The sequence below is a fragment of the Pseudomonas sp. NPDC047961 genome (assembly GCF_050272435.1).
GTDB lineage: Bacteria > Pseudomonadota > Gammaproteobacteria > Pseudomonadales > Pseudomonadaceae > Stutzerimonas.
In genome coordinates this window covers 38123-51165 of sequence record NZ_JBNNMD010000008.1, presented here as the reverse complement: position 1 = coordinate 51165, position 13043 = coordinate 38123, and the positions used below count along the sequence as shown (strand labels likewise).

12 protein-coding genes are annotated in these 13043 nt (G+C 62.1%); 4 read left to right on the top strand and 8 right to left on the bottom strand.

Annotated elements, in window-relative coordinates:
• Positions 1-795: 795 nt before the first annotated feature.
• From ACQKIK_RS21760 to ACQKIK_RS21725, 8 genes are all read right to left on the bottom strand, one after another.
• On the bottom strand, positions 796-1374 hold the full coding sequence (locus ACQKIK_RS21760; protein ID WP_052462828.1) for a hypothetical protein: 579 nt from the start codon (positions 1372-1374) through the stop codon (positions 796-798).
• A 426-nt stretch (positions 1375-1800) separates the two neighbouring features.
• Positions 1801-1995 carry a ribbon-helix-helix protein, CopG family gene (locus ACQKIK_RS21755; protein ID WP_041013382.1) on the bottom strand — a complete coding sequence of 65 codons (195 nt, stop codon included), beginning with the start codon at positions 1993-1995 and terminating at the stop codon, positions 1801-1803.
• A 55-nt stretch (positions 1996-2050) separates the two neighbouring features.
• Complete coding sequence (locus ACQKIK_RS21750) at positions 2051-2923, bottom strand: DinB/UmuC family translesion DNA polymerase (protein ID WP_499137419.1); 873 nt, start codon at positions 2921-2923, stop codon at positions 2051-2053.
• A gap of 129 nt (positions 2924-3052) precedes the next feature.
• Entirely contained in the window at positions 3053-4267 is a 1215-nt protein-coding gene (locus ACQKIK_RS21745; RefSeq protein WP_126152498.1) for an MFS transporter, read from the bottom strand.
• Positions 4267-4731 (bottom strand): chromate resistance protein ChrB domain-containing protein, encoded by a 465-nt coding sequence (locus tag ACQKIK_RS21740; RefSeq protein ID WP_003155013.1) that lies wholly within the window; start codon positions 4729-4731, stop codon positions 4267-4269. The genes ACQKIK_RS21745 and ACQKIK_RS21740 overlap by 1 nt, the downstream gene beginning before the upstream one ends.
• Before the next feature lie 2 nt (positions 4732-4733).
• Complete coding sequence (locus ACQKIK_RS21735; protein WP_023443146.1) at positions 4734-5327, bottom strand: superoxide dismutase; 594 nt, start codon at positions 5325-5327, stop codon at positions 4734-4736.
• Positions 5328-5386: 59 nt separating this feature from the next.
• Positions 5387-6619, bottom strand: coding sequence for a chromate resistance efflux protein ChrA (gene chrA / locus ACQKIK_RS21730; RefSeq protein WP_174236539.1), 1233 nt, complete (start codon positions 6617-6619; stop codon positions 5387-5389).
• Positions 6616-7560 carry a chromate resistance protein ChrB domain-containing protein gene (locus ACQKIK_RS21725; protein WP_126152496.1) on the bottom strand — a complete coding sequence of 315 codons (945 nt, stop codon included), beginning with the start codon at positions 7558-7560 and terminating at the stop codon, positions 6616-6618. Before ACQKIK_RS21725 ends, chrA begins: the two co-directional genes overlap by 4 nt.
• A gap of 277 nt (positions 7561-7837) precedes the next feature.
• On the opposite strand from ACQKIK_RS21725, the gene ACQKIK_RS21720 reads away from it, so the two are divergent.
• The 4 genes from ACQKIK_RS21720 (at position 7838) to ACQKIK_RS21705 (ending at position 12962) form a co-directional block, all read left to right on the top strand.
• The gene (locus tag ACQKIK_RS21720; protein WP_015648284.1) at positions 7838-8398 is read left to right on the top strand and encodes a recombinase family protein; all 561 of its coding nucleotides are present in this window, start codon (positions 7838-7840) and stop codon (positions 8396-8398) included.
• A gap of 3 nt (positions 8399-8401) precedes the next feature.
• On the top strand, positions 8402-11368 hold the full coding sequence (locus ACQKIK_RS21715) for a Tn3-like element TnAs1 family transposase (RefSeq protein WP_027590725.1): 2967 nt from the start codon (positions 8402-8404) through the stop codon (positions 11366-11368).
• 644 nt (positions 11369-12012) lie between these two features.
• Positions 12013-12375, top strand: a complete 363-nt coding sequence (locus tag ACQKIK_RS21710; RefSeq protein WP_071534424.1) for a cupin domain-containing protein — start codon at positions 12013-12015, stop codon at positions 12373-12375.
• A 23-nt stretch (positions 12376-12398) separates the two neighbouring features.
• Positions 12399-12962, top strand: a complete 564-nt coding sequence (locus ACQKIK_RS21705; protein WP_026084028.1) for a chlorite dismutase family protein — start codon at positions 12399-12401, stop codon at positions 12960-12962.
• Positions 12963-13043 lie beyond the last annotated feature (81 nt).

The following is a 13043-nucleotide window of genomic DNA, read 5'->3' as shown; positions in this document are numbered from 1 at the left end:
GGGCTGATAAACCCAAGCGAATTGTCTCGTTTCTCCAGAATACTTGTAAAAAAGATATCTATGCAGACACCCAGCCGTCACGATTGAAATTAGTAAAGAATGATTCTGATGTCAACACGACGCCTGGATTAATAGCTGCCGTTCATCACCTAATCCAAGCGGAGCGGCGGAAGCCTCAAGAATGCGGCTTCCAGAGGCCACCTAGTCCGAGCGAATGACGCCGCTGCGGGCCGCGCTGCATGATGCCCGAAGGGCATGATAGCCGCCACAAATACCCTCAGTGGACAACAGAGTTTGTGCGGCGATACCCGCGCAGCGGCCGGGCTGTCGACCTACCTCGGCACCGCGGGCTTGAAGGCAGCGCGGTTTTTCTTCGCGGGACCAAGAGGCTCGCCCCCGCGAAAATCGCACTGCGCGCCCCATTTACGCTTTGTTTTTCTCGGTGGTTAAGCGCGCATCTGCGGGTGCAGGGAGCGCAGCTCCATGCCGAGGGTCTGGGGCGAGTAGCCCCAGGTTCAGTGCCGTGCCGTAGGCACGAAGTGCACTGAACTAAGGCACGCAGTGCCGAGTGAACTGAATAAGAAAAGCGGACTGATTAAGGAGCGACACTTAAAGTCATACCATCCCGACACTTAAGTTTTATTTATCCACAGCTCCTCTAAGTTCGAGCCGCGCGGCTAAGCAAATTGGCCAGAATGGCTACAAAAAGAGAGGGGGCTTCCCAGCTAGTGAATAGAAGAGGGGCTCAGAGCAAAAAAAAAGAGCGCATGGCGCTCTTTGGACGGATTAATCCCGTTAGGCTTTAAATCGAACCCCTAGTAATCTATCCACTTCCGCATTTAGTTCCTCTGCCTTCCAGCCAGGACGCTCCTGATAAAGAGCCATGAGCAAATCATTCCTAGCTCTGCTGTAGGCCTCGCGGTCAACGCCTGCACTCACCGGCGAGCGATTGGCCAGGTCGTGCCGTCTGCCGGCACTCTTAACGACGCCACCCACAACTAAGTGGTTTCGAGCCCACTGGGTCAGTGTCCCACCCTGTTTCTTCGTCTTCTTGTGAAGCCTGGCAGCGGCTCGATCTCTCTCATGCTTGAGCCAGCGCGCAAGGCCGAAGGCAGTGAATAGGTGGCGGCTTACTGCTTTGACCGCAGCGAGCCCCCGCCACGAGCCGTCTTCGTTCAACTGTCGCGGCTGGGAAATTGTGAGGATGTTGGCCTGCTTCAGGTCCGCCAAAGCGCGCTCCATCCGCCTCAACCCCATGCCTGTGAACTTGACCAGGAAATCGATCGTGAGTGAGACGAAACCTTCTCGCGTCGGTATCCCGCATCGCAGAGAACTCAGGTCCGTGAATTCAAGAATGGCCGATAGCGCGAGCAAGCATGCCTCTCGGCGCTCACTGCGCTGCTGCCGCTTGCTCTTGTTCGCAGCATTGAGGGAGGGCAGTCGAGAAGGTGATCGGTAGTACTGCCGGATCTCTTCTTGCAGTCGGGCGAGCACACGGGGACGAGCCTTCAAGGTCGAAGCTACCGGCAGCTCCAATCGAGGGGAGTCGGGGGAATGCCCACAGAAATTACCGCCGGTATTGACCCGAGGTACGTAGGTGCGTGCTACATGCATAACCCACCGCCACGGAGGCGGTGAGCTTGCGATGAACGTGCATTTTTTAGGTTGCACGAACTCACAGTGAAAGCCATAATCTGCTCACCAAGTGGTTGAAGGGTTCCGCTCCGCCAAGAACTGACCCTTCACTTTTCCTCCAAGAAGCCCCGGTTTGCAGACCGGGGCTTCTTGGTTTTCAGGATTCTATTTTTTTCCGTCGAGATGCAGCGATAGCTGATCCTCTTCGTTGTTGTCTACTCGGTCCAAGAAGTCATAGATGGCCTGCCGCAGGAAAACGGACGAGTTTGTCCCACGCTTCTGCAGGATTTCCTCGAAACGTTCCTTCTTTGACTGGGGGAGCTTCACCCCAATGGTCCGCAAGGGCTCATCACTACCCATGGTCACTCCTTGGGTGTATATGGTTAACCAAAGTTAACCTTAGTTTCCCCTGCCGTCAAATCGCTTTTACCTTCCACAGCTGATCGATGTCCGTCAGGTAGCTCGGGCTGAGCAAATTGCGCCGCATCGCCCACCGAGGGTCAGCAGCTACTGCCGCAGACCTCAGCGTGCCTCGTCCCCATCTTGCATTGATCTGGTCCAGCACAACCATGACTGAATCGGCAGCCGGCGGTTGCGCTGGGCTAAACAGATCAGCCGTAAATTCTCCGCGCTTTCGCAGATCCATAAGCAGGACCTCCGCCTTGCTGTACTTGAAGCCCACCCGGAAAATCTGCTCCAGGCCCCGCAGAGCAGATGTGGTGAGGACCCTCACGTCGTCGGTAGGGTAGGGCAGGGCGCAGACGATCGAGCGGGCATATTTAGCCCCTTCCCCGTGAAAGCTTGTTTGGATTCCTACCTGGATATAGCCTGCCAACGAGGACTGCTTTCTCAGCTTGCCGGCAGCCCGATCGACATAGGTGGCCACCGCAGTTTTGAGGGCCGCAAGTGTCGTGATTCGCTCTCCAAACATCCTGCTGCAGCAAATGGATTGCTTGTCTGGCTCAGTTTCTTCGAGGTCCAAACAGCTTTCGCCACGCAACTCTCGCACGGTGCGCTCAAGCACAACGCTATACCGACGTTTAACCCCAGCTGGATCTAGCTGGGACAGTTGCCAAGCGTTATCAACCCCCTCGGCTTCAAGCCGCGTCTTGATCCGCCGACCGACGCCCCAAACCTCATCAACAGGCATGCGCTTCAGCAGCCACTCGACTGCCTGCGGCGACCGCAAATCCACCACACCTCCGGTCTTTTCACGCCACACCTTACTGGCGTGTTGCGCGGCTTTGGCCAGTGTTTTCGTGTGCCCTATGCCTATACCGACCCTCATGCCAGTCCATTTGAGGACTCGCGACTGAATGCAACGGCAATGCTCAGCCAGCGGTTCTGGTAGGGCAGCCCGCAGAATTCGGAAAAAATCGTACGCTAAGGCGCCCCATCTGCTTGCGCGCGAGCGCTCTCAAGAGGAGGGTTTCTCGTGCTTCCGAAACGCGCGCCAAAGTGCAACGTCATAGGCGATCTTGAGCAGGCCGCAGGCAACCAGCGGCGCCGCCAGCCAGCCAGCGGCGAACAGGGCGCCGCCAATGGCGGGGCTCGCTGCGGCGGCAAGGCTCCTGGGAGCGGCGGTGAAGCTCGCCGCCGCGGCGCGCTCTGCCGGCGTTACCACCGCCATGACGAAGGCCGAGCGCGTCGGCACGTCCATCTGCGACAGGGCGCTGCGCAGGAACAGCAGCGCGAGCGCCGCCGGCAGGCTATCGGCGAAGGCGGCGAGGATCAGACAGACGCTGGACGGGATGTGCGTGAACACCATCGTATTGATCAGACCAATATGGCGTGCCACCCAGGGGGCGGCGAGCTGGGAGCCGGCCGACAGCAGTCCGGCCCAGAAGAAGAACTGGCCGGCAGCGGCGAGTGAGAGGTCGAAACGCTCGAACAGCCAGAGCGCGAGTAAGGTATTGACGATCAACCCGCCGGCGAAGGCATCGACCGAGAACAGCGCCGCCAGTTTGATCACGATGCCGCGCGAAGGCCCCAGTGCTGCGGACGGCGCCGCCTGCTCGTGCACGCGGTGGTCCGGCAAGGCGCGATACAGGACGAAGATCGCGACACCGATCAGCCCGTAGGCGACGAACATCAGGCGCAACGCGTCGAGTTGGGCCAGGCCGGCATCAGTCAGCACTTGCGGGATCACGGTCGCCAGCGAACCGGTCGCGGCACACAAGGCGCCGACGAAGGTGTAGCGCGCGAACAGGAAGGTGCGCGCCTCGCCTTGTGCCGATTCGGCCAGCCGCGCATGCTCCAGCGGCAGAAAGACGCTGACGTCGCCGGAGCTGGGGTTCATCGTGCCGACGAAGGCGACGATCAGCAGCGGCCAGAAGGCGCCGATGCCGCCCAGGCCGGCCAGCAGCAGACCGGTGGCGGCCATCAGCCAGGCGGCGGCGAGGAGCAGCCGGCGCTGCGGAAAGCGATGGCCCCATTGCCCGACCGCCAGGGTCGCCAGCGCCGATCCGAGCAGGGTGGCGGAGCTGATCAGCCCGACTTCCCACTTGCCGAGCCCGAGCGTGAGCAGATAGACCGGCAGCAGAATGGCCACAAAGCCGTCGGTGAAGGCCCGCAGGGCCCGGCCGATCAGCAGCAGGCGTGCCTCGGGCGCGACGCCGGCGGGCAGCAGCATCACTTCAGGCCGGGCAGGCGGGCGACCGTCTTCAGCGGCCCCGTGGTTGAGTGGGCGCACCAGGCGTAGAGCGCGTCGTACATCACCATGCCTGCCTTCAGCATCTCGTGGTCGTCGGCGAAGTTGAGCGACAGCCCTTGCGAGATGGCGAGCAGGCCGGCCGCTTCGGTCGCCAGTTGCGGCTGGGCACAGTCGGCGGCCCGCACGATGAGCGCCAGCTTGTTCAAGGCCGGATCGTCGAGTTTGTACTTCTCGATGAAGGCATCGAAGCTGCAGCGGTCGCTGTGGTGGCCGAGCTCTACATTCGGCACGTCATAGGGGATCGCGCCGGTGTCGGCCGCGACTCTCATGACGTCACTTGCCGGCACGTACAGGAACTCGGGGGCCTCGTCGACGAAGCGCGCTACCAGCCAGGGGCAGGCGATGCGGTCGATCTTGGGCCGTTCGCGGGTGATCCATTTCATGCTCAGCCCTCCACCTTGGCAAATGCAGCGTCGGCAGCCGTCCAGGACAGGTTCTGCATGAAGGCGTCCACATAGGCCCCGGCCTTGGCGCCGAAGTCCATGTGGTAGCTGTGCTCGTACATGTCCAGGGCGATGAGCGGCGTGGCGCCGGCGAGGTTGTGGGCGTGGTCGGCGGCCCAGGCGTTCACGAGGCGCCCGCGGCGCGGGCTCCATACCAGCAGGGTCCAGCCGGAGCCGCCGCCCTGGGCCTTGCCCATGGCCGTGAATTCGGCGCGCCACGCGTCCACGGAGCCGAAGTCCCGCTTGATGGCCTGCTTCAACGCTCCGCCAGGGTCGCCGCCGGTACCGCCGAGGGAATCGAAGTACACCTCATGCAGGATCATGGAACCGCTGGCGATCATCTCCTCGCGCTTGAGGCCGTTGATCTCGAACACCGGGGCGCTGGCCCAGGTCAATTCGGCCAGGCGCTGCTCGATGGCATTGAGGCGCTTGACCGCCCCGCCGTAGTTGTTTTCCCAGTGGCTGACGATGAGCTTCTCGGACAGGCCGGTGAGTTTGGCCGGATCGCACGAAAGGGGCTTCAGTTCGTAAGGCATCTTGGCTTCCTCAGTAGGGTGGATCGGAAACGGCGCGGCGAAGGCTGACTCGATCAGATTCAGCCTTGGTTCGGAAACACCAGCCAGCCCGCCAATCCCGCCGCGAGGATCACGACGACGACGTTGAGCTTGTTCTTCCAGGCATAAAGGAATGCCAAGCCTGCGGCGAAGATTGACATGCCCATCGTCAGCGATGGCACACGTTCAGCCGTGACCTGCGCCAGGTCGAGGGTGGTTGCGCCGATCAGGCCGACTACGCCGGCCGCGACGCCGTCCAGGAACGCGTGCAGCCGTTTGTTCTCCACGACCGCCTCCAGCCGGTCGTAGAAAATCAGCGAGAACGCAAAGGCCGGAAGAAAGACACCCACCGTCATGGCCACCGCCCCGATCGGCCCCCCTGCCACATAGCCGACGAACGTGGCGAAGATGATGAGGGGTGCCGGCAGCACACCGGACAGTGCCAGGCCGTCCAGGAACTGCCCATCCGTCATCCACCCGCGCCCGACGGCGTCGTTGCGAACGAACGGGATCGCCGTGTAGGCGCCGCCGAAGGTGAGCAAGCCGGCCTTCAGGCCCGAGGCGAAGATGAGCAGCACCGATGCCTGGCCTTGAACGACCGTTTCCACCAGCTTCGCCGCCGGCGCAGCCCACAAAGCCACGGCCGCGGCCAGCGCCACCGCCCCCAGTGTCACCAGCAGCGCCAAGACTCGATGCTTCAGCACGAGCAGGGCGTACACCAGGCCGCTCGCCGGCAGGGTGATCCAGAAGTCGACACGAGCCATGGCGGCCAGCGCGCAAACGATGGCAATGGCCCACAACCAGCGATCGAGCAGGATGTGCTCGCCGATGCGGTGCACGGCGCGCACGATCAGGGCGATCACGGCCGCCTGCACGCCAAGGAACGCCGCGCCCAGCGAGGTGCCCACGAATTCGATCTGGAAGTACAGCCAGGACAGCGCGAACATCAGCAAGAATCCGGGAAGCATGAACCCGAGTCCCGCCAGTACGCCCCCAAGCCGCCCCTTCGCTCGGATGCCCAAATGAACGCATATTTCGTGCGCTTCGGGTCCGGGCAGCACCTGCATCACCGCAAGCAGCTTGTTGAAGCGTCTGCTGGAGATCCAGCGTTCCTCGTCCACGAGCTCGCGGCGCAACATGCCGATCTGAGCCACAGGCCCGCCCCATGCGAGCAAGCCGAACTTGAGGAAGCGCGCGAAGAGCTGCAGGTAGCTCATCGCTGGAGGGACGGCTTCAGTCGTGGCAGCGGTCTGAGGTCTGGTCGGGGCGTTCACGTTGCTTTGTCCTCGTAACTCTTGAGTAGCCAGTCAAAGACTTCACACGCGCGGGTAAGCAGCGCGTCGTCGTCGGGTTCGGATGCGCGCAGGCCGGCGAGCAGCGCTTCGATGCCCAGCGCTTCCGCGACCGGGAGTCCCCCCACGTCCAGGCAATGCACGAGCTCGCCCAGACGTACCAGTGCAGGGGCGGAATCAAGTCCGAAACTCGCCAGCAGCGTCTCGAAGGTGACCTTGGTGCCGACGTGGCTGAACGCCGCTCCGTCGAAATCGAAGCCGAGCCAATCAGCTTTGCAGTCGGAGGGGCTCGCCAGCCAGACGATGCGAGCGCTCGGGTCGATGAACCGGCGGATCAGCCAGGCACTGGCCAGCCGATCCACCCACGGGCGCGCCCGCGTGGCCCAGGTGCGGCCCTGATAGTCGGAGCGGCCCAGCCGCGGAACATCCGCCTCCCGGGCGGTCGGCTCGTCGGGAGACAGGCGGCGGGTGATCGCGTCGCGCAGGTCGTCGAGCAGCTTCAAGGTCTGGCGCTGCGCCTCGCCAGGGAAGAAGTCGATGCGCGCCACCTGCTCGAAGCGGCGCACGAGCGCCTGGAGCTTGCGTGCGGCGGCTGCGCCATCCAGGGATGTCAGGCTCCGTCCGAGCTCCTTGATCTCCTCGGCGATGCCGGCGTACTCCTCGCCACGGTCGAACAGGGCGCGCAGTGCAGCCTCCTGGGCTTCGTCACACCCCGACAGACGATAGACCTCGCCGCTGCCTCCGGCCTCCGCCGCCTGCGCCGCCACTTCGTCCAGCGCTGCGGCGTTGTCGGCCGTGTCGGGCAGCAGATAGACCCCATCACGCAGCGTTGCGCAGCCCAGCGCCTTGACGGAGCGCCAGGCGCGCATGCGGCCGGTCGATGCCTTGGTGGGCAGGCTGATGAATAGGGCAAGAAAGCTCAAGCACGGGCTCCTTCGTCAACAAGGAATAGCGAATGTAATAGACTCTACATCACGTTATAGTTAAAACTCAATTTGTGCTGAAGCGTCAATTTAAGGCATACCCTAACTGGATGTCAGGAAAGGCCGCGCCGCACCGTCAGAATAGAGTCTACTTTCATATTCTTTGACACCTGCTTGCCAAGGTCACAGATTTCAGCCTGACAAATTCAAGGCTTAGGGCGCAATGGAACCAAAAACCAACGTAAGCCCTGCCGCCCATCCAGCCCATGGAGGCATCTTGCAGGGACAACGCATCGGTTACGTCCGGGTCAGCAGTTACGACCAGAACCCGGAACGCCAACTTGAGCAGGTCGAGATCGGCAAGCTGTTCACCGACAAAGCCTCGGGCAAGGACACCCAGCGTCCACAGCTGGAGGCCATGCTCGGTTTCGTCCGCGAAGGCGATACCGTGGTGGTGCACAGCATGGATCGCCTGGCACGAAACCTCGATGATTTGCGCCGCCTGGTGCAGAAGCTGACCAAGCGCGGTGTGCGCATCGAGTTCTTGAAGGAAGGCCTGGTGTTCACCGGCGAGGACTCGCCGATGGCCAACCTCATGTTGTCGGTCATGGGGGCCTTCGCCGAGTTCGAGCGCGCCCTGATCCGTGAGCGGCAGCGCGAAGGCATCGCCCTGGCCAAGCAGCGCGGCGCGTACCGGGGCCGCAAGAAGGCCCTGTCCGACGAGCAGGCTGCTACCCTGCGGCAGCGGGCGGCTGCCGGCGAGCCCAAGGCGCAGCTTGCCCGCGAGTTCAACATCAGCCGGGAAACCCTCTACCAGTACCTCCGCACGGACGACTGATACATGCCGCGTCGCTTGATCCTCTCGGCCACGGAGCGGGACACCCTGCTTGCGTTGCCGGAAAGCCAGGATGACCTGATCCGCTACTACACCTTCAACGATTCCGACCTGTCGCTGATCCGTCAGCGGCGCGGCGACGCCAACCGCCTGGGCTTCGCGGTGCAGCTCTGCCTGCTGCGCTACCCCGGCTATGCGCTGGGCACCGACAGCGAGCTGCCCGAGCCGGTCATCCTGTGGGTGGCCAAGCAGGTTCAGGCCGAGCCGGCGAGCTGGGCGAAGTACGGCGAGCGGGACGTGACTCGCCGCGAGCACGCCCAGGAACTGCGCACCTACCTGCAACTGGCTCCATTCGGCCTGTCGGACTTCCGCGTCCTGGTGCGCGAATTGACCGAGCTGGCCCAGCAAACCGACAAGAGCTTGCTGCTGGCCGGTCAGGCGCTGGAGAGCCTGCGGCAGAAGCGGCGCATCCTGCCGGCGCTGAGCGTGATCGACCGGGCCTGCTCGGAGGCCATTGCGCGGGCCAATCGGCGGGTCTACCGCGCCCTGGTCGAACCACTCACGGACTCGCATCGGGCCAAGCTGGACGAGCTGTTGAAGCTCAAGGCCGGCAGCAGCATCACCTGGTTGACCTGGCTGCGACAGGCACCGCTGAAACCCAACTCCCGGCACATGCTTGAACACATCGAGCGGCTGAAGACATTTCAGCTGGTGGACTTGCCCGAAGGCCTGGGCCGGCACATCCACCAGAACCGCCTGCTCAAGCTGGCCCGCGAGGGTGGGCAGATGACGCCCAAAGACCTCGGCAAGTTCGAGCCGCAGCGACGTTACGCGACCCTGGCCGCCGTGGTGCTGGAGAGCACCGCGACCGTGATTGATGAACTGGTCGATTTGCATGACCGTATCCTGGTCAAGCTGTTCAGCAGCGCGAAGCACAAGCATCAGCAGCAGTTCCAGAAGCAGGGCAAGGCGATCAACGACAAGGTGCGCCTGTACTCAAAAATCGGCCAGGCTCTGCTGGAAGCCAAGGAAAGCGGCAGCGATCCCTACGCGGCCATCGAGGCGGTGATTCCCTGGGATGAGTTCACCGAGAGCGTCAGCGAGGCCGAGCTGCTGGCCCGGCCGGAGGGCTTCGATCATCTGCACCTGGTCGGCGAGAACTTCGCCACCCTGCGCCGCTACACGCCGGCCCTGCTGGAGGTACTGGAACTGCGCGCCGCACCGGCCGCGCAAGGCGTGCTGGCAGCCGTGCAGACCCTGCGCGAGATGAACGCCGACAACTTGCGCAAGGTGCCGGCCGATGCGCTCACAGACTTCATCAAGCCGCGCTGGAAGCCGCTGGTGATCACCCCGGAAGGCCTCGACCGGCGCTTCTACGAAATCTGCGCCCTGTCCGAACTGAAAAATGCCCTGCGCTCCGGCGACATCTGGGTCAAAGGCTCGCGGCAGTTCCGCGACTTCGACGACTATCTGCTGCCGGCAGAGAAGTTCGCCGCGCTCAAGCACGAGCAGGCCCTGCCCCTGGCGATCAACCCGAACAGCGACCAGTACCTGGAAGAGCGTTTACAGCTGCTGGACGAGCAGTTGGCCATCGTCACCCGCCTGGCCAAGGACAACGAGTTGCCCGATGCCATCCTCACCGAGTCCGGGCTGAAGATCACCCCACTGGATTCTGCGGTGCCGGATCGGGCGCAGGCGCTGATCGACCAGACCAGCCAGTTGCTGCCGCGCATCAAGATCACCGAACTGCTGATGGACGTGGACGACTGGACGGGCTTCAGCCGCCACTTCACCCACCTGAAGGACGGTGCCGAGACCAAAGACCGGACGTTGCTGCTGTCCGCAATCCTCGGTGATGCGATCAACCTCGGGCTGACCAAGATGGCCGAGTCGAGCCCCGGCCTGACCTACGCCAAGCTGTCCTGGCTGCAAGCCTGGCACATCCGCGACGAAACCTACTCGGCGGCCCTGGCCGAGCTGGTCAACCACCAGTACCACCATGCCTTCGCCGCCCACTGGGGCGACGGCACCACCTCATCCTCCGATGGCCAGCGCTTCCGCGCAGGCGGCCGGGGCGAAAGCACCGGGCACGTCAACCCGAAGTACGGCAGCGAGCCGGGACGGCTGTTCTACACCCACATCTCCGACCAGTACGCGCCGTTCAGCACCCGCGTGGTGAATGTCGGCGTGCGCGATTCCACCTATGTGCTCGACGGCTTGCTGTACCACGAGTCCGATCTACGGATCGAGGAGCACTACACCGACACGGCCGGCTTCACCGATCACGTCTTTGCCCTGATGCACCTGCTGGGCTTCCGCTTCGCGCCACGCATCCGCGACCTCGGCGAAACCAAACTGTACGTGCCGCAGGTCGTGCAGGCCTACCCGACGCTGCGCCCGCTGATCGGCGGCACCCTGAACATCAAGCACGTCCGCGCCCATTGGGACGACATCCTGCGCCTGGCCAGCTCGATCAAGCAGGGCACGGTCACCGCCTCGCTGATGCTGCGCAAGCTCGGCAGCTATCCGCGCCAGAACGGCCTGGCCGTGGCCCTGCGCGAGCTGGGCCGGATCGAGCGCACGCTGTTCATCCTCGACTGGTTGCAGAGCGTCGAGCTGCGCCGCCGCGTGCATGCCGGATTGAACAAGGGGGAAGCGCGCAACTCCCTGGCCAGGGCGGTGTTCTTCAACCGCCTCGGTGAGATCAGGGATCGGAGCTTCGAGCAGCAGCGCTATCGGGCCAGCGGCCTCAACCTGGTGACGGCGGCCATCGTGCTGTGGAACACGGTGTACCTGGAGCGCGCCACCCAGGCGATGGGCGACACGGGCAAGCCGGTAGACGGCGAGCTGCTGCAATACCTGTCGCCGCTGGGCTGGGAGCACATCAACCTGACTGGCGATTACGTCTGGCGGCAGAGCCGCAGGCTGGAAGACGGTAAGTTCCGCCCGCTACGAATGCCCGGAAAACCTTAGCGTACGATTTTTTCCGAATTCTGCGGGCTCCCCTGGTAGGCCGGTTAGGTCAGCGAAGGACTCGTCGATACTGTACTTCTCTACCGAAGGAACCATGCCGGCAATGGTGTCCTGGACGCGTGCCGTAACTTCGCCATTTATGTGTAATAGAAAGTCAATAAGAACCGGGCCATGCTCGCCCTTGGAGCTTCTCATACCCAACCGGTATGGCTGTAGCTTCTGAGGAGATCGCCGTCGCTCACCGGATCATCCGGTCATCCTGTTAGTAACCGGTCAAAGCTGATCTGTTACATCGAAGGCGGACACCTGTCCATCGACAACACCCCTGCCGAGCGGTGAACCGCCCTCCCATGTACATATGACCAAAACGTCGCCGTTATCCTACCGTTCTGTCATGCCTACCCACGACGGAGTATTGACGGTCTCCGTCCTATAACATAGCTTTTCCGAAAGGCGCTCAAGTACATATCGTCATGTGCATACGAGCCTCGTGTCGTTAAAAGAAATGGTTGGTGCCGCATGAAAGTGCTCTTCATGATGCCGTTCGGCGTGTCGAGCTTCTCCGCCCCCATCAAGATCAAGGCTTCGTCTTGGTGTTAGTGCCAGATGCACGTCACCTTGCGGTGCAGGAATGGAGTGTGAACATGAAAGCAGAAACGGAATCGCGGATTTTTTCGGTGGACGAATATGTCCGTCCGTCTAACGGCGAACCGATCCGTTCAGTTGTTCTGGAGACCAACGATTCTGTCGTTGTAGTTTGGCACGCCTACCCTAGGCAGGAAATAGCTGCCCATGTCCATCCTCACGGCCAAGATACTTGGACGGTTATCTCAGGTGAGGCCAAGTATTATCAAGGCAACGGCGTAGAAATTCATCTTAAAGCTGGAGATATTGCCATTGCAAAACCTGGGCAAGTACATGGTGCCGTGAACTCTGGTCCAGGACCTTTCATATTTGTCTCCGTGGTTGCGCCGGGCAGTGCAGGTTTTGCGTTATCTGAGAAATAGGCGAAAGGCCTGAGAGGAACCTGATGAATACACGAGTATTTACGTTCGCTGGTGGAGAAACGGGGGTTTGGCGCGTTGTTGCGATGAATGCCGTGGCAGGAGCCCCTCTCCCTGGAATCCCACGGCTCAACGTAGCCGCTGGCTCTGTTTCGCCGCAGCCTCCGGGCACCAAATGGCTCCTTCGCGGGATAACGAGTAACGAGCGCTATGTCGTGCGTGAAGAGAAGGATCGTCTCGTGGCGAAGCAGCCAAGCTTGGGTCGAGCAGAGGCTACCTGCGCCGCCCTGATCCCTATCCGGAAAAACCCCTCATGGTGGGGACTGTCTCAAGACGAACGCCGGAAGATTTTTGAGGAACAGTCCCGTCACATTCACATCGGGCTCCAATATCTCCCTGCTGTGGCCCGCCGCCTCCACCATTGTCGGGACCTGGGCGAGAACGAACCCTTCGACTTCTTGACTTGGTTCGAATATTCCCCGTCTGATGAGACGGCCTTTAACAGGCTTCTGGCCGAACTCCGAGCCTCGGTGGAGTGGCAGTATGTCGACAGAGAAATCGACATCCGGCTAGTGCATGAGCCGGCCTAGCATCAGGTTTAACTTCGATCTACGTGCGGCACACTCCTGCGACACCCGCAGCCCAGCAAAACCCCGAAAAATCTAGTGTGT

What these genes read in the sequence shown, in the direction of transcription:
- ACQKIK_RS21740 (WP_003155013.1), bottom strand. Translation starts at nt 4,731, where the DNA reads ATGAAATGGATCACCCGCGAACGGCCCAAGATCGACCGCATCGCCTGC.
- ACQKIK_RS21755 (WP_041013382.1), bottom strand. Translation starts at nt 1,995, where the DNA reads ATGGGTAGTGATGAGCCCTTGCGGACCATTGGGGTGAAGCTCCCCCAG.
- ACQKIK_RS21710 (WP_071534424.1), top strand. Translation starts at nt 12,013, where the DNA reads ATGAAAGCAGAAACGGAATCGCGGATTTTTTCGGTGGACGAATATGTC.
- ACQKIK_RS21705 (WP_026084028.1), top strand. Translation starts at nt 12,399, where the DNA reads ATGAATACACGAGTATTTACGTTCGCTGGTGGAGAAACGGGGGTTTGG.
- ACQKIK_RS21715 (WP_027590725.1), top strand. Translation starts at nt 8,402, where the DNA reads ATGCCGCGTCGCTTGATCCTCTCGGCCACGGAGCGGGACACCCTGCTT.
- ACQKIK_RS21750 (WP_499137419.1), bottom strand. Translation starts at nt 2,923, where the DNA reads ATGAGGGTCGGTATAGGCATAGGGCACACGAAAACACTGGCCAAAGCC.
- ACQKIK_RS21745 (WP_126152498.1), bottom strand. Translation starts at nt 4,267, where the DNA reads ATGCTGCTGCCCGCCGGCGTCGCGCCCGAGGCACGCCTGCTGCTGATC.
- ACQKIK_RS21735 (WP_023443146.1), bottom strand. Translation starts at nt 5,327, where the DNA reads ATGCCTTACGAACTGAAGCCCCTTTCGTGCGATCCGGCCAAACTCACC.